This is a genomic window from Streptosporangium sp. NPDC051022 (assembly GCF_040683035.1).
Taxonomy (GTDB): Bacteria; Actinomycetota; Actinomycetes; order Streptosporangiales; family Streptosporangiaceae; genus Streptosporangium.
Genome location: NZ_JBFBCF010000005.1, coordinates 15,263 through 37,243 on the forward strand (window position 1 = coordinate 15,263; position 21,981 = coordinate 37,243).

Sequence of the window (21,981 nt, forward strand, 5' to 3'; positions counted from 1 at the left end):
TCTCCCCGGTCCTCTCCCCGGCCCTCAGCCCTCTCCCCAGCCCTCTCCCGGTCCTGTCGCCTCGCCCCTGAGCTCGTCGTCTTCGGGCGCCGGCGGGTGAACGCTCACCCCATGAGGTGCCGACAAGGATCCGCGTCGGTCCGGCGATCTCCGTCCCGACGCCCTCGGGAGGCGGGCCCCGCCCTGTTCGCGGGCCGGATCAGCCGCCGAGGAACTCCAGGAGGTCGGCGTTGAACCTCTCCTTGTCCCCCGGGACGAGGGCGAGGCCGTGCGAGCCCCCCTGGTAGACCTTGTAGACGCAGTTCGGGATGATCTTGGATGACTTGTCGCCGGCCGCCGCGATGGGCACGATCTGGTCGTCGTCGCCGTGAACCACGAGGGTGGGGATGTCGAACTTCTTGAGGTCCTCGGTGAAGTCCGTCAGGGCGAACGCGTCGACGCAGGCCACCCCGGCCTTGATGTTCTCGGCCATGGCCATGAGCCAGAAGGCGTCCTTGTTGCCCTGGGTGACCTTGTTGCCGGGGCGGTTGGCACTGAAGAACGCCGTCGCGGTGTCCAGCCAGAACTGCGAGCGTTCCTTGATGATGCCGTCCTTGATGGTGTCGAACACCTCCTGTGGCGTGCCCTCGGGGTTGGTGTCCGACTTGATCATTACCGGTGGGATCGCCGACAGCAGGACCGCCTTGCTGATCCGACCGGTGCCGTATCGGCCGATGTAGCGAGCGAGCTCGCCGCCGCCCATGGAGTGCGCGACGAGGGCCACGTCCCGCAGGTCCAGCGCGGTGAGCAGATCGTTGAGGTTGTCGGCGAAGGTGTCGAAGTCGTAGCCGTCCCAGGGCTGGCTGGAGCGGCCGTGGCCGCGCCGGTCGTAGGCGATGCCGCGAAAGCCGTTCTCGGCGACGGCCTTCATCTGGTCCTCCCAGGCGTCGGCGTTCAGCGGCCATCCGTGGATGAAGACCACCGGCGCGCCGGTGCCCCAGTCGTTGTAGAAGATCTCGTTGCCGTCGCGCGTGGTGATGTAAGGCATCGCGGTGAACCCCCGGTGTCGATGCTGGTCGATGAACCTCGGATGTCTCGAATGTCTCGGATGAGCGGCCCGCCGCCTGCCGCCGTACGGCCCCGAGCGCTGTCCCCCGCCCCGCCGTCCCGCCGCCTCCGCTGCACCGAGCTCCGGTACGGCCACACACAGGCCCCTGCGGACCCGCGAGGGATCCGTGACGCGATCGGAGCGCTTCGGCGGACGGCTCTGCACTCCTTCACTGCTCATGAGCGGTGATACCCGCGCTCCCCCACCGGCCTACTGAGCGAACAGCCCAAAACCGAGTCCGCAGATGTTTACCTGGGCACCGACCACGGATTCTCACACCCCCACCCCTTCACCGCTTTCGCCCCCTTCACCTTGTTCGCACCCCCCTTCACCGCATTCACCCCCCACCCTTTCACCGTGCTCGCCCCCCTTCACCGTGTTCGCCCCCCACCCCTTCACCGTGTTTGTGACCATCCAGGCGCCGGTACGGCGAGCGGTGAAGCGCGGCGAATCGGCGCCGGTGAGCGGTGCCCGGCCCGGTGAACGTTCCCGGTCACAGCGTCAGGAGGGCAGGTCCAGCCTCGCCCACACGACCTTCCCCTCGGGGTCGCCCCAGCGGTAGCCCCACGCGGCCGACAGATCCTCGACGATGCGCAGACCCCGGCCGCACTCGTCGTCGAGGGAGGGGGCGGTGAGCCTCGGCGGTGTACGGCAGGCGTCCCAGACCTCGATCACCACCGCGTCCCCCATCCGGTAGAGCCCCGCGCGCACGCACCGCGAGTTCCGGGATATCTCATCTTCATTGCCTTCGTTTCGGAAAGCGGAGGCGTCGTTGCCCGTCGCGTTGACGGCATTGGTCACCAGCTCGGTCATCACCAGGCTCGCGACGGTTTCCAGCTCCTCCATTCCCCATTTCGCCGGAGCGCGTTCCACGAGTCTGCGGGCGAATGACCGCGCGATCGGATGGGCCGCCAAATCCATGTGGTCGGCCTGGTCCGGCGGTTCGGTCGCTCTCATTGCGCCGCCTCCAGGACGCGCTGGAACGCGTTGATGTCGAGCGCCCGCACCCGTTGGTCCCGCCTTCGGCCCCAGGCGAAGAACCAGCCGGTGGGGTCCTTCACCGCCCCGATCCGGAACGGCTCTTTCGCCCGCCGGACCAGCACGGCGAGATTTTCCTTCACCGGCAGGTCGACCACCGTTCCCGGCCCCGTGGCGTGCAGATCCCACGCCAGCCGTACCAGATGAATGAACCGCTCCTGCTCGTCGCGCATTTTCGTCATCAAATCCTCCGGGCGTCTTGAGCAAACATGGCCGAGGCATGAAAAATTGCTATGCCGGTCGTGTGTGATCCGGCGTGACCCAAGGGCGATAAACCCTCGGTACCGCCATCATCACTAAGAGTTATGGATGTTTCCTTAAATTTCACTTAAGCTCGGAGTGCCCGTAAGCGGATTCCTACGTCAGAGCAGGACAGACAATGACATGCCGCCGGTTTTTCTGGTCTGAATTCCGGCATGGATCCGGCGTTAACGCTTTATTGAATGCCCGGTTTTCCCTGATTAATGGAGGTTGCGATGGGTAATGAACCCACTCCAGACCCCGGGTCTCCCCGCGTGCGTTTCGGAGTTGAAATGCGCCGTCTGCGCGAGACCGCGCAGTTGTCCCAGTCCGCCGTGGCCGCCCGCCTGGGGTGCACCCAGACCCAGATCAGCCGTCTGGAGATGGCCACGCGCACCCCGTCGAGGTCGGACGCGGAGAAGCTCGACCAGATCTTCGGCCTGGTGGACAGACAGCACTTCGTGAGCATGCACCGCCGCATCCTGGCCCGCCCCGGCGGCCCGAAGTGGTTCATGAGCTGGGTGGAGGAGATCGAGCCCAACGCGCTGGTTCTGCGCTCCTGGGATCCCCTGCTGGTTCCAGGGCTTCTCCAGACCGAGGCCTATGCCCGAGAGGTTCTCAGCCAAGAGCCTCGGATCACCCCTAAGGAGGTGGACGAGCGTGTTCAAGCTCGCATACGACGTCAGCAAGTCCTGGAGAAGGAGGATGCTCCGTCGTTCTTGGCCCTGATCGACGCGGGCGTGCTACGCCGTCCGGTCGGCGGCCCAGCCGTGATGCGCGAGCAGCTCGACCACCTGCTTAAAGCAGTATCCCTGCCCACCGTCTCCATCCAAGTCGTCGCCCCGGAACGCCTCCCAGGCCTTCTGGGGGCCTTCATGATCGCCGAACTTCCCAACGGGGAACCGGACACCATTCACGCAGACTCCCCGGCCGAAGGGCAGATTTCTTCCGCTCCCCACGTGGTGACCTCCATCTGGAACCGCTATGAAGCCATACGACTCTGGGCCTATCCTGAGCACGTATCACTCCGAATGATCGAGGAAGTGAAACAGGAATGGACCTGAACACGGCCACATGGCGAAAGTCATCGCTTTCCGGATCGAATGGCGGCCAGTGCGTTGAGGTGGCCACCAACCTCCCCGGCGCAGTCGCGGTCCGTGACAGCAAGAACCCCTACGGCCCCAAACTCCTCTTCGCCCCCGCCGAATGGCACGCTTTCATCGACGGCATCAAAACCGGTCAGTTCGACCACCTGGCCTGACCGTCCCCGCCGGCGCCGGTCCCCCATCCCGCAGAGCAGGGACCGGCGCCAACCCGTCAGTCGGAGGAAGTGAAACAGGAATGGACCTGAGCACCGCCGTATGGCGAAAGTCTTCGCTCTCCGGAGGAAATGGCGGGCAGTGCGTGGAAGTGGCCACCGGCCTCCCCCGCACGGTAACGGTCCGTGACGGCAAGAACCCCCATGGCCCCGCCCTCCTCCTCACCCCCGCCCAGTGGCGCGCCTTCACCGGCGGGATCAGGACCGGCCGATTCGACCGGCCGTCATGATCCGTCAAAGCCCGAGACGCCCGTTGGGAGTGGGCGCCGCCATGCTGCTGACGGCGGCATCGGTGTCGGCGTGCAGTGGCGAGCCCGCCGCCCAGGAATCGCCCCCCCTCCCCGCGACGGGTTCCCTGCCATCCCCGTCCCAGCCCGCGGCGACCGTGGGACCGGAGGCACCCACCGGGAAAACCCGAGACTGCCCGGTCACCCGGGTGAGTGACCGGCCCGCCGATCTGCCCCCCGAGGTGGTGGGACAACTTCGCAGGCAGAATTCGGACCCCGCCGACTGGTACGGCGGCGGCGGCCTCTGGGTGCTGCTGAACACGTCGCAGTTCGCCTATCCGCAGCCTGACGGCAAGGTGGACATCAAGATGCCGTGGTGGCGCGTCCTGGACGGACGGCTGACCATCGACGCCGTGTCGCCGGAGACCGGGGAGACCGCCAAGGGCGACGTCCCGTACGGTTACTCGGTGCCCGGGTTCCAGGCCTCCGGGCTGACACTGCCCCACCTGGGCTGCTGGTACGTCACCGGCACCCTCGGCGAGACCCAGGTCCGCTTCTTCGTCAAGGCGGTCTCGCCCCCGGAAACGAAACCTCTGGACACGAAGCCCTCGGACACGAAGGCGGAGGACCCCTCGAGCTGAGGGATCACGCTCGCCGGCGGGCCACCTCGCACTCGCTGCGTGCCAGCGGCCGCCCCAGCGTGGTCACCCCCGAGCCGCCCAAGGCCGCCCGCGACCCGCCGCCCGATCCCCGGACGCTCCGTCATCTCGTCTGCCAGACCGGCCAGACGCGGCGCCCCCGGTGACACGGGTGAGAGCGAGTCACCTTTCGTTGGGTGAAAACGCCGGTCAGTGCATCGACAGTGACCTACGTCGACCTACGTCCCCGGGACGATCATGGTTGAGCGGAGCTCGACGGGGTGTGCTCACTCACCGCCGCTTTCGGCCACCCGGTCGAGGACGACGTCCAGCAGACCGGGGAAGCGGGATTCCAGTTCACCACGGCGCAGGGTGAGGTAGAGCTTGCGGCCCGCGCGGCGCTGGCGGATCACTCCGCTCTCGCGCAGGATTCGCCAGTGGCTGGTCATGCTCGACTTGGGCACGTCAGGCGAGATCTCACCGCAGAACCTTTCCTCGCCGGAGGCCAGGGCCCGCGCGATGCCCAGCCGGATCGGATGCCCCAGCGCGGCGAGCACATCAACCAGCTCGATCTTCTCGGCGTCGGGATGGTGCAGTTCGGCCACGACTACCACTGTACGCGATTCTCGTACAGTTTCCTCCTTCGGCTTGACACCCCCCATCTAACAGTACGAATATTTCGTACCGTCAATCGTACGTGATTTACGTACAGTCGAACCGTAAGGACCGCCATGACCACGTCGTCCAACGATGCCCTGCAGGACACCGCGCTCGCGGCGTCGCTGGAAGGGACCTTCTCCAGTCGGCACGCCGAGGTGAACGGGATCCGCCTGCACTACGTCGAGGGCGGCAGCGGTGAGCCGCTGCTCCTGCTCGGCGGATGGCCACAGACCTGGTGGCAGTGGAACAAGGTCATGCCCGCACTGGCCCGCCGCCACCGGGTGATCGCCGTAGACCTGCGCGGTATGGGAGGCTCGGACAAGCCCGCCGACGGCTACGACAAAAAGACCATGGCGGCCGACATCCACGCGCTCGTCCGCCACCTGGGCCTGTCGACGGTCAGCATCGCCGGCCACGACATCGGCGCCATGGTCGCCTACGCCTTCGCGGCCAACCATCCCGAGGCGACCACAAAGATCGCGCTGCTGGACGTCCCCCACCCCGACAAGACATGGTCCGCGTTCAGCCTGCTGCCCGAGCCCGACCAGCACATCGACTCGGTCATCGAGGCCGGCGCCCGCTCCTACCTGTGGTGGTTCGCCTTCAACCAGGTCCGCGGCCTGCCCGAGCAACTGCTGGAAGGCCGCAGCCGACTGCTGGTCGACTGGCTGTTCAACCGTCAGGCCAAGGATCCGGCCTCCATCGACGAGCGATCCCGGCAGGTGTACGCCCACGCCTACTCCACCGCCGACGCCGTACGCGCGGGCAACGGCTGGTACCGGACCTTCAACCGCGACATCGACGACGAGCGGACCTACGGACGGGTGAGCGCACCGGTCCTCGCCCTCGGTGGAGACGGAAGCAACTACACCTACCTGCGTGAACTCATGCCGTCCAAGGGCGCGGACGTCCAGGTGATCGAGGTCGCCGATTGCGGTCACTACATCCCCGAGGAACAACCCCAGACCGTCATCGACGCCCTGACCGCCTTCCTTGGCTGACCGCGCGATCCCCACCGGCACCCTGACCGCCACGAACACGGCGAAGACGAGCAGTCACCACACCCGGAGGTCAGGGTCTCAGCGAGGCCGCCTCGCGGCCGTGCACGATCAGGGCGTACAGGACGACCACGTCGACGGCGATGACGATCATGGACCACCAGGGGTTGACCGCGATCCACGCCATCTGGGTGACGGCGTTGATGATGACGAGGATGATCGCCACCACGCGCGCCCATTCCAGGCCGAGGGACACGGCGATACCGACGATCACGAGCAGGACGCCGATTATCAGGTGGACCCAGCCCCACGGGGCGAGGTCGAAGGCCAGCCACCCTCTGCGGGTCTGCACGTAGAGGTTGTCGCTGAAGATCGCGTACAGGCCGTTGATCACGTTGAACAGGCCGTCCATGATCATCACCATGCCGGCGAACCAGATCCAGCCGACCCAGCCCGTCACTTTTGTGTCGCGCGTTGTGCCATGTATGTCCTGCGTCATATGGGTCTGTTCCCCCTCGGCGATCACTCCGTCACCGCGACCTGTGCAACCTCGCCCAACGGGCTGCTCTCTCCGGGACGACCGACCGGCGTGTCTTTACGATCCGCCGCCGCCGTTGATCATCTGTGTCCCTCGCTGATCATCTGTGTCCCCATTCGCACCGCGAAGTGGGCCGGTGGTGCCAGGATGTCGGTATGACCGAGGTACACACCGCTCATACCGCCGACCTGGACGCCGGCGTCCTCAAGGCCGCGCGCGCCCTCCTTGAGGAGGTCTTCGATGGGGACCTGAGCGACGAAGACTGGGACCACACCCTGGGCGGCATCCACGCCCTGGTGTGGGAGGGCGCCGAGCTGGTCGGGCACGCGGCGGTGGTCCAGCGGCGGCTGCTGCACGGCGGACGGGCGCTGCGCACGGGTTACGTCGAGGGTGTCGGGGTGCGCGCGGACCGGCGGCGGCGCGGGTACGGCGCGGCCATGATGGCCGCGCTGGAGCGGGTGGTCTGCGGGGCGTACGACCTGGGCGCGCTGAGCGCCTCGGACATGGCCGTGAACTTCTACGTGGCACGCGGCTGGAAACAGTGGCAGGGGTCGACCTGGACGCTCACCCCCATGGGCGTCGTCCGCACCGACGAGGAGGACGAGGGCGTCCATGTCTACCCCCTGGCCGCCCCGCTGGACCTGACCGGCGACCTGACCTGCGACTGGCGCGACGGCGACGTCTGGTAGTCCTCGTCATCGGGTGGTGGCCCCCGTCGTCGGGCACGACCACCCATGACGGGGCCGCTACCGATCGGACGGGCCCGCCGGGCTTACCGTTGGGAGGTGGAGCGCGACGGGAGGGCGCCGGGCACCGGCACCCGGACGAGGGATCACCTCGCCAACGAACGCACCTATCTGGCGTGGCTGCGGACCGGGCTCAGCATGGCGGCGCTGGGCGTGGCCGTCGCCAAGTTCGCCTCCGGCAGGGGAATGCACGCCGTCGCCTCGGGTCTCGTACTGCTCGCGGCGGGCCTGACGCTGATCCTCTACGGGACGATGCGCTACAACACGGTGAAGCGGCAGCTCGAATGCGACTCCTTCGCCCCCGCCAGGTTCGGTGCCGTCGTGACCGTGACCGTGGCCACCCTCCTCGTGCTGATCTCGGTCCTTCTCTTCCTCTGACGATCCGCGACGATCCTGTGACGATCAGCCCGAGTTCCCGGCCGGACGGGCCGGACGAGCTGGACGGGCTGGACGGGCGCCGTCGGGGCACCCGGTGAAGCGCATCCGGCGCAGTCCGCTCCCGCTGAACAACAGGTCGCCGGAGCCGGGCCTGAGCATGAACGGGCCCGCCCGCCACATCCCGGCGGGAGCGGGCTCGACGGGCAGCCTCAGGTGGGACCCGACCCCCAGCACGCCGTTCCGTACCGTGACCCGCACGTCCAGTTCCTCGCTGCGGTAGTCGCCGTCGGGCAGGGGTTCGGTGCCCGGCGGGTCGCACGGCAGGTAGACGACCGGACGGGCGGCCTCCGACACGGCTCCCAGCACCAGCCGGTCCTCCTCGCGGGCCAGCCAGAGCCCTTCGGCACCGCCCGTGCCGTACCAGCGGCCGTCCGCGCCGGGGACGAACCCGACGTCCGAGCCGCCCAGCTCCAGCCCGATCCGGCCGTCCGGGCCCGCCTCCACCGTGAGGACGCCGTCGTCGGCCGGGTTGTGCCAGTGCCCGGTGGGCACCTCGGCCATCACCTCGGCCATCACCTCGTTCATCGTCTCGCCCGGGATCACCGGGGCGAGGGACGGCTCACCGAGCAGGAGGCGTGCCAGGCGCTCGCCGAGCGCGATCGCGCCGATCGCGGTCTGGTTGCACAGCACGCCGACGCCGAAGCCGGGATCCGGCAGGTAGAGCAGGTTGGAGCGGTAACCGTGGACGCCTCCCGCGTGCCCGTAGGCGGCACGGCCCGCGATCCGCGTGTGATAAACGCCGAAGGCGTACGGCAGGACGGTGCCGTCGGCCAGGACGGCCCGCTCCAGCATCGCGTCCCGCAGGCCGGCGCCGAGGACCCGCCCGTCGGCCAGGAAGCCGAACCAGGGGGCCAGATCGTCCACGCCGGTCACCAGGCCGCTGTCCCCGACCGCGCTCTCGTGAATGTCCGCCCGCCGGGGGACGCCATCGGCGTTGGCGTAGCCGTACGCCAGTCCGGGCAGCGGCAGCGACGCGTCGTCCCTGAACCGGGTGCCGTCCATGCCGAGCGGGGCGAAGATCCGCTCGCGGGCGAACTCGGCGAACGGCCGCCCGGTGACCTCGGCGATCACAACGGCGGCCAGGACGTAGCCGGTGTTGGAGTAGGCGTAGTCGGTGCCCGGCGGGAAGGTCGTCTCCCGGACCTTCCGGATGATCCCGAGCACCCTCTCCTGGGTCATCTCGGCCGGCGGTGCCCCGACGAGGGACTGCAGCGCGTACCACTCGGGCAGGCCGCCGGTGTGCTGCAGGCACTGCCGCAGCGTGACGGGGACGCCGAGGCTCAGCCCCGGCACGTGCGCCCTGACGTCGTCGTCCAGGCCGAGTCTGCCCTCCCTGGCCAGCATCAGGACACACGCGGCGGTGAACTGCTTGCTGACCGACGCGACACCGAAACGCGTGCGGGCGTCGATCGGAACGCCGAACTCCACGCAGGCCATCCCCTGGGCGGCGGTGAGCAGCGCCGCGCCGTCGGCGTAGACGCCCACCGCGAAGCCGGGATCGCCCGGCTTGACCAGAGCGGAAATCTCGTTCTTCACCAGCTCAAGATCCAGATCCATCCCTCCAGTATCGCGACGTGACACGGCGCACCCCTGTAGATCATCGGCGCGAAGTCGACGGCCGTGTTCCGGCGCCCTCCGATCACGGCCATCCGGCGATCACCGCCGCTCCGTCTCTCCCCCGGCCGGCGTGAACCGGCGCCGTAGCGCGCGGTGGCCGAGATGTCGCCAGGCTTCCGCCTCTTCTCCGCCCGTCCGCCCGTCCGCCCGTCCCGGTACGGCACCCGCCGTACCGGGGTTCCCCGCCCTCGGCGCACACCGAAAAATAAATTTGTCTTGACAGAAAAAGTCGTCGGCAAGAGGATGGGGGCATCGCGAAGCGAACGACGACAGGGAGCACGAAGATGACGACGAACGGCTACGCACCGGTCAACGGCCTTGAGATGTACTACGAGGTGCACGGCACCGGCACGCCGCTGGTCCTGATCCACGGCGCCTTCTCCGGCATCGGCACCTCCTTCGGCGCCCTGATCCCGGGCCTGGCGAAGAACCGGCAGGTGGTCGCCGTCGAGCTACAGGGGCACGGGCGCACCGCCGACATCGACCGCCCGCTGAGCCTCCCGCAGCTCGCCGACGACACGGCCGCCCTGCTGTGCCATCTCGGCATCGCCCAGGCCGACGTCTTCGGCTACAGCGTCGGCGCCGCCGTCGCCCTGGAGCTCGCGCTGCGGCACCCCGGACAGGTCCGCAAGCTCGTGTTCGCCTCGCTCTCCGTCACCAAGGACGGCCCCCACCCGGGCCTGGCGGAGGGGATGGACCTCCTGCAGCCCGAGCACCTGGCCGGGTCCCCGTTCCACCAGGAGTACCTCGACACCGCGCCGAACCCGCAGGACTTCCCCACGCTGGTCACCAAGATCAAGCAGATGAACCGCGAGATCTCCAACTGGCCGGCCGAGCTCCTCCGGTCGATTCAGGCGCCCGTCCTGACCGTGATCGGGGACTCCGACATCATCCGCCCCGAGCACGCGGTGGAGATGTTCCGGCTGTTCGGCGGCGGCGTGATGGGCGACAACGTCGGCCTGCCGAACGCCCGGCTCGCCATCCTTCCCGGAACCACCCACATCACGGTCGTACACCGCGCCGAACTGCTGACCCCCATGATCGACGAGTTCCTCGACGCCCCCGTCTCCCAGAACGCCTGATCCTCGTCTCCGCCGACGCAAGGCCGTACGTTGTACGAGATCTACCCGGCGGATCGGCAGAAGAAGATGACCCGATGAGCGGTCATCGCAGATGGCGTGAGAGCGACCATCTGGAGCGCGCTGTCGAGACCGCGAGGGGACCCGAGCAGTTCGAGGTGGAGATCCAGCGCCTGCGTGACGAAGCCCAGGTATGGCGTCTGGCCGACATGCGCAGACGTCGAGGGCTCACCCAGAACGAGGTCGCGGAGAACATGGGCGTCTCGGTCGGCCGGGTGTCCCAGATCGAGAAGGGTGACGTGTCCACGCGGGAAGTCCCGGACCGGTATGTCGCCGCCCGGGGAGGGACTCTCGAATTGATCGCCGACTTCGGCGATGAGCAGCTCGGCGATGAGCAGCTCAAAGTCAGTTGAGCGTTCACCGGCCCGCCCACCCGGCCCGCGGGCGCCCCGGTGTCAGTGGGGCCAGTAGTGGGTGGCGGCGAGGATGAGGGCGGCGGCGCCTATCAGACCCGCGTCCTGGCCGAGGGCGGCGGGGAGGATCCGGGTCCTGCGGGCGAACTCCATCCGGGTGTGGTCGCGGAACGTGGTCTCCAGGGGGCCGAACAGCAGGTGACCGGCCTGGGACAGGCCGCCGCCGATCGTGACGACGTCGAGGTCGCAGAGGTTGACGGCGGAGGCGATGGCCAGGCCGAGGGCCCTGCCCGCCCTGTTCATCGCGGCCAGGGCGATCTCGTCGCCCGCCCCGGCGTCCAGGGCGAGCCGCCGCCCGCTGGCCGCGGCCGTCTCCACGTAGTCCGCAGGGTCTGCAGGTGCCACGGAGTCCACATGGTCCATGTGGTCCGCGTGGACTCCGTGGTCCATGTGGTCCGCGGAGTCCCGCGCGGCGGAGGGCGGGCTCGCCGTACCCGGCCCCCGGCCCGGCTCCGCCGCCGTGTTCGGGTTCCGGTCCTGTCCCACCGCCGTCTCCAGGCTCCGGCTCTGCCCCGCCGCCGCGCCCGGGATCCAGCCCTGCCCGACCGCCCAGGCGGCCAGGCCCGGTCCCCGCGCGACGGCCTCCAGACAGCCCCGGGCGCCGCACCCGCAGAGCGGTCCCCCGGGTTCGACCACGACGTGCCCGATGTGGCCCGCGTTGCCGCTGCCGCCGTGGATCAGCCGGCCGCCCAGGATGAGACCGCCGCCCACGCCGGTGGAGACGACCATGCCGAGCATTCCGGGACTGCCCCGGCCCGCGCCCTTCCAGTGTTCGGCGACGGCCAGGCAGACGGCGTCGTTGTGGACGCGCACCGGCACTCCGGGGAAGCGCTCGGCGAGCCGGGCTCGGAGCGGAAAGCCGCGCCAGCCGGGCATGTTCAGCGGCGAGACGACGCCGTCCGGCCAGATCATCGGGCCGCCACAGCCGACCCCCACGCCTTCGACCCGGAAGGCCCCGGCCCCGGAGCCCGCCCGGGAATCGCTCCCGGATCCGCCCGGCGGGGAACCGTCCGCCCCGGAGTCGTCCAGCACCGAGTCGATCAGGCCGGTGAGCGTCTTCCACAGGGTGTGGGCGTCGCCGCCCTGAGGGGTCGCCACCCGGCGGGCTCGGTGGACGCCGCCCCCGGAGTCCACCAGGGCGGCGGCGAACTTGGTCCCGCCGATGTCGACGGCAAGCACCGATCCGGGCATCTAGCGATCATATGACCGGTCGGCGGCCGGGCGGGAGGAGAAGACCAGGACGGAGGCGGTGAACCCGTGCACGTGGTTGTGGCCTCCGACGGGCCCGACCTCCCCTGCCGCGAAGAACCCGGCCACGCCGATCGGGCCGAGGGTCTCCCTGACCGCGACCGCGTCGTGGTCGGCGCTGCCGAACATGGCCGAGCCCCGGCCGTTGCAGGAGAACAGCAGGGCGCCGTCCACCCGGCCGAACTCCTCGCGGTGCGCGTCGAGCAGTTCGTAGAGGTCCTCGTCGGCCGTGGCGGCGTCGCGCACCTGGAAGCGGACGGTACGGCCGATCTCGACGACGTCGCCGATGGCCACGGCCTCCCGCTCGGGGTCGATGCCGAGCACTCCCCGGATCAGGAAGTCGCCGTGCTCGTGGCGTTCGGCGTACTCGTCCATGGCGACGCCTATCTGCAGCCCCGAGGCGACCAGTTCCCTTTCGTCCTCGTCGAGCGCGCTGACGACCTCCTCCAGCCTGGCCAGCGCGGGCTGGCCGGCGAGTTCGAGCAGGAGGTTGTCCTCGACGCCGGTGACGGCCATGGTCGGGCCGATCGGACGGCAGCCCTGGCTGACCACGGTCTTGACGTTGATGGAGCCGCCGAGCAGCACGCCGACCGCGCCCTCGGTGTAGATCTCCCCGTCGGCGAACAGCCGTACCGCGCCCCTGCCCTGGAGCGCGTTGGCCAGACCGCCGATCAGCGGGAGGTTGCCCAGCACCTCGTCGGAGCGCTCGACGAAGCCGTCGGTGGGGAAGCTGTAGGGGTCGGCGAACAGGATGGCCGCCTGGTCGTCGGAGCGGGGCTCCGGCAGGCCGACCACGACGAAGCGGTCGTCGGCCCGCAGGGTGTCCAGCGCGAAGGTCGTCAGCCGGGCCCCGTCCAGGGTGGCCGCCCACGCGCTGACCGAGGGGGTGACCTCGATTCCCCGCCCGTCGCCGATCACCCCTGTCGCGCTGCAGCCGATCACCGACGCCCCGGGGACCATGCCCATGACGCGCAGCCCGGCGCGGGAGACGTCGTCGGGATCGTCACCGCAGATGAAGAAACAGACCAGGTGAGGGGGTCCGGTCAGGCCGGAGAGGGCCTGGCGCACGGCGATCTCGGCGGTGGCGACCAGGTCGGATCCCACGGCGAGACCGTCGGCGAAGGAGCTCGTCAACAGCGCCACTCGTCTCACCTCCCCTTCTTGTCCGAAGCCTTGCCTTGCAGCGATTCTCCCCACTGTGAGGACAAGCACGCGCATCGGTCGTCACACGATGGCCAAGATCCGGAATCGGGATAAGAGTCCCGGTTTCGGCGTCGGGGACGTAGGCTCGGTCCCGTGCCTCAAATCCCAGAGCCACGTACTCTGCGCGAGCTCCGCGCGAGCGGCCATATCCACCGTACGGTAAAGGCCGAGATCCGTGAGAACCTCCTGGCCCGCCTGCGGGCCGGAGAGTCGCGGTTCCCCGGCATCGTGGGCTTCGACGACACGGTCCTGCCTCATCTGGAACGGGCGCTGCTCGCCGGGCACGACCTCGTCCTGCTGGGTGAGCGCGGCCAGGGCAAGACCCGGCTCATCCGCACCGTCACCGGTCTCCTCGACGAGTGGACCCCGGTGGTCGAGGGCTGCGAGATCAACGATCACCCCTACGAGCCGTCCTGCGCCCGCTGCCGCCGCCTGGCCGCCGAGGCGGGCGAGGAGCTGCCGATCTCCTGGCGGCACCGGGACGAACGCTACGGCGAGAAGCTCGCCACCCCGGACACCTCCGTCGGCGACCTGATCGGCGACGTCGACCCCATCAAGATCGCCGAGGGGCGCACGCTCGGCGACCCGGAGACCGTCCACTACGGGCTGGTCCCCAGGAGCAACCGGGGTGTCTTCTCGGTCAACGAGCTGCCCGACCTGGCCGAGCGGATCCAGGTCTCGCTGCTCAATGTGCTGGAGGAGCGCGACATCCAGGTCCGGGGATACAACCTGCGCCTGCCGCTGGACATCCTGCTGATCGCCAGCGCGAACCCCGAGGACTACACCAACCGCGGCCGGATCATCACCCCGCTGAAGGACCGCTTCGGCGCCGAGATCCGCACCCACTACCCGCTGTCGATCGAGACCGAGCTGCGGCTCATCCGCCAGGAGGCCGCGCTCGACCAGGTGGGCGCCGACCTGCCCGACCACCTGGTCGAGGTGATCGCCCGTTTCACCCGCCTGGTCCGCGAGTCGACCGCGGTGGACGCCCGCTCCGGGGTCTCGGCCCGGTTCTCCATCGCCGCCGCGGAGACGGCCGCCGCCTCCGCCATACGGCGCGCGGCGCTGACCGGCGAGGAGCACCCGGTGACCCGGGTCGCCGACCTGCCGGACATCGTCCACACCCTGCGTGGGAAGGTGGAGTTCGAGGTCAGCGAGGAGGGCAGGGAGACCGAGGTCCTGGCCCACCTGCTTCGCAGGGCCGTGGCGGACACGTTCCGCGGCACGCTCGGCGGCCTGGACCTGAACCCGCTGCTGGAGAAGTTCTCCGAGGGCGTCCAGGTCGAGTCGGGGACCCTGGTCCCGGCGGCCGAGCTGCTGCACAGGATCGGCCCCGTGCCGGGCCTGGCCAAGATCATGTCGAAGCTCGGCATCGGCGACGAGTCCCCGGGACACGCCGCGGCGGCGCTGGAGTTCGCCCTGGAGGGCCTCTACCTCCTGCGCCGCCTGTCCAAGGACGAGGTGGGCGGCACGACGATCTACCGCACCTGAGGCCCGCGCGGGTCTCGGCTTGACTTCCTCCCCCGGGCCGGACGCCCGGGGACGCGCTGGAGGGGTGTTCGATGAGCTATCGCTATGGCGAGTACCGCGAAGGGCCCGACCCGCTCGCCCCGCCGTACGACGTGCGTTCGGCGCTCGACCAGATGGGCGACGCCGTCCTGTCCGGCGCCACCCCCGGCAACGCCCTGCGGGATCTGCTCAGGCAGGGCCTGCCGGGGGCGCAGGACCGGCGCGGCCTCGACGACCTGCTCCGCGAGGTACGGCGGCGCAGGCGCGAGCTGCGCGAGCGCGGCAGGCTCGACGGGACGCTGGAGCGGGCCAGGGCGCTGCTGGACAAGGCGATCGGCCAGGAGCGGGCCGAGCTGTTCCCCGACCCGTCCGACGACGCCCGGCTGCGCGAGGCCGAGCTCGACGCCCTCCCTGCCGACGCGGCGAGCGCGATCCGGGAGCTGAGCGACTATCAGTGGCGCTCGGCCGCCGCCCGGCGGACCTTCGAGGAGTTGCGCGACCTGCTGCGCAGGGAGGTGCTCGACAGCCAGTTCCGCGGCATGCGGGAGGCGCTGGCCAACCCCGACCCGGCCGCGATGGAGCGGGTCAGGCAGATGATGTCCGAGCTGAACGACATGCTCGACCGGGATGCCCGCGGCGAACACACCCAGGAAGATTTCGACGCCTTCATGTCGAAATATGGGGACATGTTTCCGGAGTCGCCGCGGAACCTGGAGGAGCTGGTCGACGCCCTCGCCCGCAGGGCGGCCGCCACCCAGCGGCTGATGGCCTCGCTGACCCCCGGCCAGCGCGAGGAGCTCGGCGAGCTGATCGGCCAGACGCTGGAACAGGCCGGGCTGGGCGAGCAGATGCGCCGTCTGGGAGAGTCCCTCTACGCCCGCCGCCCCGACCTGGCCTGGAACACCCCCGAACGCCTCACCGGTGAGGACCCCATGGGGATGGGCGACGCGGTGACCGCGCTGGAGGAGCTGGCCGACCTGACCCAGCTGGAGGCGGTGCTCCGCCAGGACTATCCCGGCGCCCGCCTCGACGACGTCGACGAGGCGGCGATCCGCCGCGCCCTGGGCCGCTCGGCCGTCGACGACCTGGAGGCGCTCAAGCAGATCGAGCGCGAGCTGGAGCAGCAGGGCTACCTGCGCCGCCAGCGCGGCAAGCTGGAGCTCACCCCGAAGGCGGTGCGCCGCCTCGGCGAGACCGCCCTGCGCCGCGTCTTCGCCTCCCTGGACTCGGGCCGCCGCGGCGACCACGACCAGGTGGACGCGGGCGCGGCCGGAGAGCTCACCGGTTCCTCCCGGCCCTGGCGGTTCGGGGACGAGCAGCCCATCGACGTGGTCCGCACGGTGATCAACGGCGTACGGCGCGGCGGCGGCACCGGAACGGTGTCCCTGTCGGTCGACGACTTCGAGGTCGCGGAGACCGAGCGGCGCACGGCGGCGGCGGTGTGCCTGCTGGTCGACCTGTCCTACTCGATGGCCCTGCGCGGCACCTGGGCGGCGGCCAAGCAGACCGCGATGGCCCTGCAGGCGCTGGTCACCTCGAAGTTCCCGCAGGACTCGGTGCAGATCATCGGTTTCTCCAACTACGCCCGCGTCCTGCAGCCGGACGAGCTGGCCGGCCTGGAGTGGGACATGGTCCAGGGCACGAACCTGCACCACGCCCTGCTGATCGCGGGCCGCCACCTGGACCGCCACCCCGACTTCGAGCCGGTGGTGCTGGTGGTCACCGACGGTGAGCCGACCGCCCACCTGCGGCGCAACGGTTCGGCCGCCTTCGAGTGGCCGCCGACGCGCGAGACGCTGGAGCTGACCCTCGCCGAGGTGGACAAGATGACCCGGCGCAGGGCGACGCTCAACGTGTTCATGCTCGCCGACGACGAGCGGCTGAAGGATTTCGTGAACGAGGTCGCCCGGCGCAACGGCGGCCGGGTCTTCTCCTCAAGTGCCGACCGTCTGGGCGAGTACGTCGTCAGCGACTTCCTGCGGACCCGCAGGACGCGCTGACCCCGGGCACCGGTCGGGGCGCCGCTCGGGGTATCGGTCGGGGCGCCGGTCGGGGCACTGCCCCGGAGACGAGGCGCGGGTCTCGGGCGCCCGTGTGGATCTCAGGCGCCGGCGCGGGTCTCAGGCGCCCGCGTAGGCGAGGTAGCCGTTGAGCGCGAGGTCGAAGCCGTCGCGGTAGTGGCGGTAGGAGCGGTAGCAGGGCCGCCAGGCGGTGCTGTTGCCGACACCGGCGCGGGCGTCGGCGACCGCGCCGGGCACCCGCTCGGGGCTGAGCAGCAGCCCGCCGCCGAGGTAGCGTGCGCCGGCGAGGACGGTGCAGCGGTCACGGTCGCCGGACACGTAACGGCCGCGACGCCAGCCACTCTCCTCGTCCCACACCAGGGCGTCCCCGTCGGCCAGCATGACCGTGGCGGTGCGCGGGTCGCAGGGCCCCTCCCACCAGCCGGTGGCCTCGGCGCCCAGCGCCTCGACGACGCGGCTCACGTAGAAGGCCGGCTGCCGCCGCCATTCCTCGGTGTACGGCTCGACATGTTTCACACCCACAGCGGGCACTCCCTTGTGCCGTCGTGCACGACATGGTTCAATGCTCGCCCGGCACGACCGCGACTTCACCGCCGACGGCCCCATCACACGGGAACGAGCCCGTAAGTGATCCTACTCACTTCAATGGGATGCTTAGTGCGAAAATAGGAAGATCTACCATCGCACATCACCATAAATGCGAGTTATGCAATTGTGATGTTCTGCCCCCAACTTCTTCCCCGCACCTCCCGTCTCTCTCAACGATGGCGCCCGCCGTCATGGAACGGAATGTGAGGAAGTCCGATGTTCGCGCTGGTCCTCGGAGCACTGCTGCTCATCGCGTGCACCTGTTTCGAGCTGTGCATGGTCTCCCGCCGCCGCGACCGGCAGGACGTTTTCACCCTCGACTGAGCCGGACGCCCCACCGTCGGCCAAACCGGGCGGGCCGCACGACGAACGACGTCGTCGGCACCGGGCGAGCGGCCGGTGATCCCCCGGGCCGGGCCTCCAGGTGCCGGCCGCCGTACCGGAACGGCGTCGAAAGGATCTCGGAAAGACGCCGGCCGGTGGCGGGACCCGTGTGAGCCGTACCCGATCAGGATCACCGAGGGCTAATGTCTGGCTCATGACAGAACTGCTGCTCTGGCTGCACATAGGTTTCGCGATCTTCACCCTCGGGCCGATCACCGCGGCGACCATGTCCACGCCGAGGTTCATTCGCGCCAAAAACGTCAGCGTCGTGCGCTATCTCCACACGACCACCCGGATCTACGGCATCGCGGCCATCGGCGTGTTCCTGTTCGGCCTGGTGCTGGGGCGCGAATACCTCGGCAAGCCCTATCTGTCGATCTCCATGACGCTCTTCATCGTCTCCGCGGTGCTCCTGTTCCTCGTGGACCGCGACCAGCTCGCCGCCATCCGGGTCCTCGAAGGCGAGACCGCGGAGGGCAAGGGCGGCGGGGGCGGCGAGAGCACTGCCGTGGCCGGTGCCGCCAAGGCGCAGAGTGGGCGGATCGCCGCGTTCTCCGGCCTGATCACCCTGATCTGGCTGGTCATCCTGGTGCTGATGGTCTGGGGCAGCCCGGCCTGAACCCCTCCTGCGGCTCACCGCCGGGCGGCGGCCCGCTCGTCTCCTCGCGCGGGCACTCCTTTGGGGCAGGTGCTCCGGTGAGGTGGGCGGGCGGCGCGAAGCCCGGACTCGCCCTCGATCGGGGGAGTCCGGGCTCGGCCTTCCCGGAAGACTCCATCGAGGAGGCCCGGATCCGGCCTCCCCCGGAAGACCCGATCGGGAAAGCCCGGATCCGGCCCCCTCAGGGGAGCGGTCTTGTCCGGGGAGGGCCTCCCCCGGGGGACGGCCTCAGCCCAGAGCCTGGCTGAGGTCGGCGAGCAGGTCGTCGACCGACTCGATGCCGACCGACAGACGGACCAGGTCCGAGGGGACCTCCAGCGGTGAACCCGCCGCGGAGGCGTGGGTCATCCGTCCCGGGTGCTCGATCAGCGACTCGACCCCGCCGAGCGACTCGCCGAGGGTGAAGAGCTTGGCCCGGTTGCAGATCTCGACCGCCTCGGCCTCTCCCCCCTCGACCCGGAACGAGACCATGCCGCCGAAGCGCCGCATCTGCTTGGCCGCGATCTCGTGTCCCGGGTGCTCGGGCAGCCCCGGATAGAGCACCGAGGTCACCTTCGGGTGGGCGAGCAGCATATCGACGACCCGCTCGGCGTTGTCGCAGTGGCGCTCCATCCGCACCGCGAGCGTCTTGAGCCCGCGCAGCGTCAGCCATGCGTCGAACGGCCCCGCGACCGCGCCCATGGCGTTCTGGTTGAAGGCGAGCCGGTCCCCCAGCTCCGCGTCCGCCGTGACGAGCGCCCCGCCGATCACGTCGGAGTGGCCGCCCACGTACTTCGTGGTCGAGTGCACGACCACGTCGGCGCCCAGCGCCAGCGGCTGCTGGAGGTACGGCGAGGCGAAGGTGTTGTCCACGACCAGCAGCGCGCCGTTCTCGTGGGCGAGCTGGGCCAGGGCCGCGATGTCGGCGATGCCGAGCAGCGGGTTGGTGGGCGTCTCCACCCAGACGATCTTCGTCTTCTGCGTCATGGCGGACGCGACGGCGTCAAGGTCGCCGAGCGGCACCGGATCGTAGTGCAGGCCCCACGACTGGTAAACCTTGGCGAACAGACGGTAGGTGCCACCGTAGGCGTCGTTCGGAATGATGACGTGATCACTCGGCTTGCAGACCGTACGGAGCACGGCGTCCTCGGCCGCCAGCCCGGAGGCGAAGGCCAGACCGCGGGAACCGCCCTCCACCGCGGCGATGGCCTCCTCCAGTCCGGTCCTGGTGGGGTTGGCCGACCGGCTGTACTCATATCCGGAGCGCAGTCCGCCGACGCCGTCCTGCTTGTATGTGGACACCGCGTAGATCGGCGGAACGACGGCCCCGGTGTGAGGGTCGGGTTCTTGACCTGCGTGAATAGCCAGCGTTTCGAATCCTTCAGTCATAGGCCCACGCTACTCGTAAACGGGCGGGCGACATCAGACACCGAAACCCGGACCCCGCCACCTGCGAGAACCCCTCTCGGCACGGTGGCCGATCCGCGGAGAGCGGAGATGGGAGGCGGTCGATCCGCAGGCGTCCCCGGCACGCCGGCCGGTCCATGAGCCCGCCCCCTCCGCGAGCTCACGGGGACCGGCCGGCATGCGCGGTGACGGATCCCTTCTCCCCTGCGTCCCCCTTCTCAACCCTCGCCTCTCCGGCCACCCGTGTCAGGCGGCCTGCGGCTCGCGGTCCCGCGTGTGGCGGGCGGCCAGCCGTACGACCTCCCCGCCCGCCTCGACCGGCGGTACCCGAAGGTGACGGCCGCTGCCGCCCTCGGCCTGCTCCCCGTTGACGCGCGACAGCAGAACCGGGTCCGCCAGCGTCAGAGACACCGCGACGACGAGCCCGACGATCAGCAGTGCGACCCCGATGACAGTCATTTCCTCTCCCCTTCGACGTATCAAGCATCCGCTCGGGGCACCGGGCTCCGCCTCCGCTGAAGGACCGGTCTGCCAGGGGTCCGCTCGGCCGAACGGCTGATGCCCGGTGTCAGCCCGTGGGCCTAGGCTCGGTTACCGTGGGGGAAACGCATCGCATCGTCTACTGGATCCAACGGCTCAGCGAAATCGCACTGATCGGCTGGCTCGCGCTGTTGCTCCTGATCGACATAGCGGTGGCGGTCTCGAACGGCGACCTGGCCATGTGGCCGGGCCCGGTGTGCGGTGCCATCGGCATCGTGGCCGTGCTGCGGCGCCGCGCCCATCGGGTCCGCGGATTCACCGTCCTGCTGTGCGTGTCGTTCGTCTTCTCCCTGATCATCGGGTTCAGCGGCGCCAGGGGCGGCCCGTCCCTGGCCGAGATCGGGTCGCTGCTGATCCTCACCATCGGCGGCCTGCGCTGGATCGAGCCGATCAGGCGGGCCGCGTTCTTCTCCCTGGCCTCGATGATCGTGCTGGAGACCGCCGCGGGGCGTCTGCACCAGAACGAGGCCTCGCTGGCCGCCGGCTTCCTCGTCCTCGTCGGCTGGTCCTTCGCCGCCGGTGTCGGCGCCTACCTCCGCTTCCAGCTGGAGCGCCGCAAGGAGGCGGTGAACTCGGTACGGCGGGCCGAACGCCTGGAGCTCGCCCGGGAGCTGCACGACCTGGTCGCCCACCACATCACGGGAATCGTCGTCCAGGCGCAGGCGGCCAAGGTCGTCGCCGAGCAGAAACCGGAGGCGGTCGTCCCGGCGCTCGACGCGATCGCCGGGGCGGGCGCCGACGCCCTGACGTCGATGCGCCGCCTCGTCAGCGTGCTGCGCGCCCAGGACGACGCGGCCCGCTCCCCCGGCACCACGCTCATGGACATGCGGACGATGGTGGAGCGCTTCTCCGCCGGCGGCCCCCAGGTCGCCTTCGACATCGGCCACGGCATCACCGACGAGACACTGGCCCCCGAGGTGATGACCACCCTCCACCGGGTCCTGCAGGAGTCTCTCACCAACGTGCGCAGGCACGCCCCCGGCGCCGGATGGATCGAGGCGGACCTCCGGCTGAGCGACGACTCGGAGCGTACGGCCAGGCCGGACAGGGCCCCCAGGGCGGGCTCGGGCGCCAGGCGGGACCAGCGCCAGGGGAGTCCGGGACGCCGGGTGTGGCTGCGCGTGCGCAACTACGGCTCGGCGGTCGACGCCAGGATCTCCCGCCTGGGCGGCGGCTTCGGCCTGGTGGGCATGGCCGAGCGCGTCGAGGCGCTCGGCGGCCGACTCACCGCGGGCCACACCCCCGAGGGCGCCTGGGAGGTCCTGGCCGAGTTCCCCGTCTGATCATCGGATTCCGTTTCGCGGACCACCGGACGTTGAGCGTCTGCACCGTTTCTCTACACGCTGA

At 69.8% G+C, this 21,981-nt stretch carries 24 protein-coding genes; 13 read left to right on the top strand and 11 right to left on the bottom strand.

Features of this window, described 5'->3' with window-relative positions:
- Nucleotides 1–199: 199 nt before the first annotated feature.
- From AB0N02_RS11180 to AB0N02_RS11190, 3 genes are all read right to left on the bottom strand, one after another.
- Entirely contained in the window at nucleotides 200–1,027 is an 828-nt protein-coding gene (locus tag AB0N02_RS11180) for an alpha/beta hydrolase (RefSeq protein ID WP_363944927.1), read from the bottom strand.
- Between the two features lie 561 nt (nucleotides 1,028–1,588).
- Nucleotides 1,589–2,044 (bottom strand): ATP-binding protein, encoded by a 456-nt coding sequence (locus AB0N02_RS11185; RefSeq protein WP_363944928.1) that lies wholly within the window; start codon nucleotides 2,042–2,044, stop codon nucleotides 1,589–1,591.
- Nucleotides 2,041–2,307 carry a hypothetical protein gene (locus AB0N02_RS11190; RefSeq protein WP_363944929.1) on the bottom strand — a complete coding sequence of 89 codons (267 nt, stop codon included), beginning with the start codon at nucleotides 2,305–2,307 and terminating at the stop codon, nucleotides 2,041–2,043. The genes AB0N02_RS11185 and AB0N02_RS11190 overlap by 4 nt, the downstream gene beginning before the upstream one ends.
- A 294-nt stretch (nucleotides 2,308–2,601) precedes the next feature.
- On the opposite strand from AB0N02_RS11190, the gene AB0N02_RS11195 reads away from it, so the two are divergent.
- From AB0N02_RS11195 to AB0N02_RS11210, 4 genes are all read left to right on the top strand, one after another.
- Complete coding sequence (locus AB0N02_RS11195) at nucleotides 2,602–3,429, top strand: helix-turn-helix transcriptional regulator (protein ID WP_363944930.1); 828 nt, start codon at nucleotides 2,602–2,604, stop codon at nucleotides 3,427–3,429.
- On the top strand, nucleotides 3,420–3,626 hold the full coding sequence (locus AB0N02_RS11200) for a DUF397 domain-containing protein (RefSeq protein WP_363944931.1): 207 nt from the start codon (nucleotides 3,420–3,422) through the stop codon (nucleotides 3,624–3,626). Before AB0N02_RS11195 ends, AB0N02_RS11200 begins: the two co-directional genes overlap by 10 nt.
- An 80-nt stretch (nucleotides 3,627–3,706) precedes the next feature.
- Nucleotides 3,707–3,913, top strand: a complete 207-nt coding sequence (locus tag AB0N02_RS11205) for a DUF397 domain-containing protein (protein WP_363944932.1) — start codon at nucleotides 3,707–3,709, stop codon at nucleotides 3,911–3,913.
- 206 nt (nucleotides 3,914–4,119) lie between these two features.
- Complete coding sequence (locus tag AB0N02_RS11210) at nucleotides 4,120–4,551, top strand: hypothetical protein (protein ID WP_363944934.1); 432 nt, start codon at nucleotides 4,120–4,122, stop codon at nucleotides 4,549–4,551.
- 284 nt (nucleotides 4,552–4,835) lie between these two features.
- Here the strand turns inward: AB0N02_RS11210 and AB0N02_RS11215 are convergent, their stop codons facing one another.
- Complete coding sequence (locus AB0N02_RS11215; protein ID WP_363944935.1) at nucleotides 4,836–5,153, bottom strand: helix-turn-helix domain-containing protein; 318 nt, start codon at nucleotides 5,151–5,153, stop codon at nucleotides 4,836–4,838.
- A gap of 126 nt (nucleotides 5,154–5,279) precedes the next feature.
- Here AB0N02_RS11215 and AB0N02_RS11220 point away from each other — a divergent pair, with 126 nt between their 5' ends.
- Nucleotides 5,280–6,209 carry an alpha/beta hydrolase gene (locus AB0N02_RS11220; protein WP_363944936.1) on the top strand — a complete coding sequence of 310 codons (930 nt, stop codon included), beginning with the start codon at nucleotides 5,280–5,282 and terminating at the stop codon, nucleotides 6,207–6,209.
- A 70-nt stretch (nucleotides 6,210–6,279) separates the two neighbouring features.
- On the opposite strand, the gene AB0N02_RS11225 is transcribed toward AB0N02_RS11220, so the two are convergent.
- The gene (locus AB0N02_RS11225) at nucleotides 6,280–6,666 is read right to left on the bottom strand and encodes a hypothetical protein (RefSeq protein WP_363944937.1); all 387 of its coding nucleotides are present in this window, start codon (nucleotides 6,664–6,666) and stop codon (nucleotides 6,280–6,282) included.
- Between the two features lie 233 nt (nucleotides 6,667–6,899).
- Here AB0N02_RS11225 and AB0N02_RS11230 point away from each other — a divergent pair, with 233 nt between their 5' ends.
- Nucleotides 6,900–7,433, top strand: a complete 534-nt coding sequence (locus AB0N02_RS11230; RefSeq protein WP_363944938.1) for a GNAT family N-acetyltransferase — start codon at nucleotides 6,900–6,902, stop codon at nucleotides 7,431–7,433.
- A 96-nt stretch (nucleotides 7,434–7,529) separates the two neighbouring features.
- Nucleotides 7,530–7,868: a DUF202 domain-containing protein gene (locus tag AB0N02_RS11235; RefSeq protein WP_363944939.1), complete on the top strand. Its 339-nt coding sequence runs from the start codon at nucleotides 7,530–7,532 to the stop codon at nucleotides 7,866–7,868.
- Nucleotides 7,869–7,892: 24 nt separating this feature from the next.
- On the opposite strand, the gene AB0N02_RS11240 is transcribed toward AB0N02_RS11235, so the two are convergent.
- Nucleotides 7,893–9,485, bottom strand: coding sequence for a serine hydrolase domain-containing protein (locus tag AB0N02_RS11240; protein ID WP_363944940.1), 1,593 nt, complete (start codon nucleotides 9,483–9,485; stop codon nucleotides 7,893–7,895).
- Between the two features lie 344 nt (nucleotides 9,486–9,829).
- Between AB0N02_RS11240 and AB0N02_RS11245 the strand changes: the two genes are divergently transcribed.
- The gene (locus AB0N02_RS11245) at nucleotides 9,830–10,627 is read left to right on the top strand and encodes an alpha/beta hydrolase (RefSeq protein WP_363944942.1); all 798 of its coding nucleotides are present in this window, start codon (nucleotides 9,830–9,832) and stop codon (nucleotides 10,625–10,627) included.
- Nucleotides 10,628–10,701: 74 nt separating this feature from the next.
- Nucleotides 10,702–11,037 (top strand): helix-turn-helix transcriptional regulator, encoded by a 336-nt coding sequence (locus AB0N02_RS11250; RefSeq protein WP_363944944.1) that lies wholly within the window; start codon nucleotides 10,702–10,704, stop codon nucleotides 11,035–11,037.
- A 42-nt stretch (nucleotides 11,038–11,079) separates the two neighbouring features.
- Here the strand turns inward: AB0N02_RS11250 and AB0N02_RS11255 are convergent, their stop codons facing one another.
- Nucleotides 11,080–12,288: an ROK family protein gene (locus AB0N02_RS11255; protein WP_363944946.1), complete on the bottom strand. Its 1,209-nt coding sequence runs from the start codon at nucleotides 12,286–12,288 to the stop codon at nucleotides 11,080–11,082.
- Nucleotides 12,289–13,488, bottom strand: coding sequence for an FIST N-terminal domain-containing protein (locus AB0N02_RS11260; RefSeq protein WP_363944948.1), 1,200 nt, complete (start codon nucleotides 13,486–13,488; stop codon nucleotides 12,289–12,291).
- 153 nt (nucleotides 13,489–13,641) lie between these two features.
- On the opposite strand from AB0N02_RS11260, the gene AB0N02_RS11265 reads away from it, so the two are divergent.
- A complete protein-coding gene (locus AB0N02_RS11265; protein ID WP_363944949.1) occupies nucleotides 13,642–15,039 on the top strand; it encodes a sigma 54-interacting transcriptional regulator in 1,398 nt (465 codons plus the stop codon).
- A 71-nt stretch (nucleotides 15,040–15,110) separates the two neighbouring features.
- Nucleotides 15,111–17,057 (top strand): hypothetical protein, encoded by a 1,947-nt coding sequence (locus AB0N02_RS11270; RefSeq protein ID WP_363944951.1) that lies wholly within the window; start codon nucleotides 15,111–15,113, stop codon nucleotides 17,055–17,057.
- A gap of 120 nt (nucleotides 17,058–17,177) precedes the next feature.
- On the opposite strand, the gene AB0N02_RS11275 is transcribed toward AB0N02_RS11270, so the two are convergent.
- Nucleotides 17,178–17,600 carry a DUF6292 family protein gene (locus tag AB0N02_RS11275; RefSeq protein ID WP_363944952.1) on the bottom strand — a complete coding sequence of 141 codons (423 nt, stop codon included), beginning with the start codon at nucleotides 17,598–17,600 and terminating at the stop codon, nucleotides 17,178–17,180.
- A 604-nt stretch (nucleotides 17,601–18,204) separates the two neighbouring features.
- On the opposite strand from AB0N02_RS11275, the gene AB0N02_RS11280 reads away from it, so the two are divergent.
- Entirely contained in the window at nucleotides 18,205–18,669 is a 465-nt protein-coding gene (locus AB0N02_RS11280; RefSeq protein ID WP_363944954.1) for a hypothetical protein, read from the top strand.
- 267 nt (nucleotides 18,670–18,936) lie between these two features.
- Here AB0N02_RS11280 and AB0N02_RS11285 read toward each other — a convergent pair whose 3' ends face one another.
- Together AB0N02_RS11285 and AB0N02_RS11290 are read right to left on the bottom strand one after the other, a co-directional pair.
- On the bottom strand, nucleotides 18,937–20,076 hold the full coding sequence (locus AB0N02_RS11285; RefSeq protein WP_363944956.1) for a cystathionine gamma-synthase: 1,140 nt from the start codon (nucleotides 20,074–20,076) through the stop codon (nucleotides 18,937–18,939).
- Between the two features lie 264 nt (nucleotides 20,077–20,340).
- Nucleotides 20,341–20,553: a hypothetical protein gene (locus tag AB0N02_RS11290; protein ID WP_363944958.1), complete on the bottom strand. Its 213-nt coding sequence runs from the start codon at nucleotides 20,551–20,553 to the stop codon at nucleotides 20,341–20,343.
- Between the two features lie 137 nt (nucleotides 20,554–20,690).
- Here AB0N02_RS11290 and AB0N02_RS11295 point away from each other — a divergent pair, with 137 nt between their 5' ends.
- Entirely contained in the window at nucleotides 20,691–21,917 is a 1,227-nt protein-coding gene (locus tag AB0N02_RS11295; protein WP_363944959.1) for a histidine kinase, read from the top strand.
- The last annotated feature ends 64 nt before the right edge of the window (nucleotides 21,918–21,981 follow it).

Bases quoted from the DNA above. Each gene is read 5' to 3' on its own strand.
- AB0N02_RS11250 (WP_363944944.1), top strand. From the start codon at position 10,702: ATGAGCGGTCATCGCAGATGGCGTGAGAGCGACCATCTGGAGCGCGCT.
- AB0N02_RS11245 (WP_363944942.1), top strand. From the start codon at position 9,830: ATGACGACGAACGGCTACGCACCGGTCAACGGCCTTGAGATGTACTAC.
- AB0N02_RS11290 (WP_363944958.1), bottom strand. From the start codon at position 20,553: ATGACTGTCATCGGGGTCGCACTGCTGATCGTCGGGCTCGTCGTCGCG.
- AB0N02_RS11270 (WP_363944951.1), top strand. From the start codon at position 15,111: ATGAGCTATCGCTATGGCGAGTACCGCGAAGGGCCCGACCCGCTCGCC.
- AB0N02_RS11255 (WP_363944946.1), bottom strand. From the start codon at position 12,288: ATGCCCGGATCGGTGCTTGCCGTCGACATCGGCGGGACCAAGTTCGCC.
- AB0N02_RS11200 (WP_363944931.1), top strand. From the start codon at position 3,420: ATGGACCTGAACACGGCCACATGGCGAAAGTCATCGCTTTCCGGATCG.
- AB0N02_RS11195 (WP_363944930.1), top strand. From the start codon at position 2,602: ATGGGTAATGAACCCACTCCAGACCCCGGGTCTCCCCGCGTGCGTTTC.
- AB0N02_RS11205 (WP_363944932.1), top strand. From the start codon at position 3,707: ATGGACCTGAGCACCGCCGTATGGCGAAAGTCTTCGCTCTCCGGAGGA.
- AB0N02_RS11180 (WP_363944927.1), bottom strand. From the start codon at position 1,027: ATGCCTTACATCACCACGCGCGACGGCAACGAGATCTTCTACAACGAC.
- AB0N02_RS11230 (WP_363944938.1), top strand. From the start codon at position 6,900: ATGACCGAGGTACACACCGCTCATACCGCCGACCTGGACGCCGGCGTC.
- AB0N02_RS11190 (WP_363944929.1), bottom strand. From the start codon at position 2,307: ATGACGAAAATGCGCGACGAGCAGGAGCGGTTCATTCATCTGGTACGG.
- AB0N02_RS11280 (WP_363944954.1), top strand. From the start codon at position 18,205: ATGACAGAACTGCTGCTCTGGCTGCACATAGGTTTCGCGATCTTCACC.
- AB0N02_RS11185 (WP_363944928.1), bottom strand. From the start codon at position 2,044: ATGAGAGCGACCGAACCGCCGGACCAGGCCGACCACATGGATTTGGCG.
- AB0N02_RS11285 (WP_363944956.1), bottom strand. From the start codon at position 20,076: ATGACTGAAGGATTCGAAACGCTGGCTATTCACGCAGGTCAAGAACCC.
- AB0N02_RS11240 (WP_363944940.1), bottom strand. From the start codon at position 9,485: ATGGATCTGGATCTTGAGCTGGTGAAGAACGAGATTTCCGCTCTGGTC.
- AB0N02_RS11220 (WP_363944936.1), top strand. From the start codon at position 5,280: ATGACCACGTCGTCCAACGATGCCCTGCAGGACACCGCGCTCGCGGCG.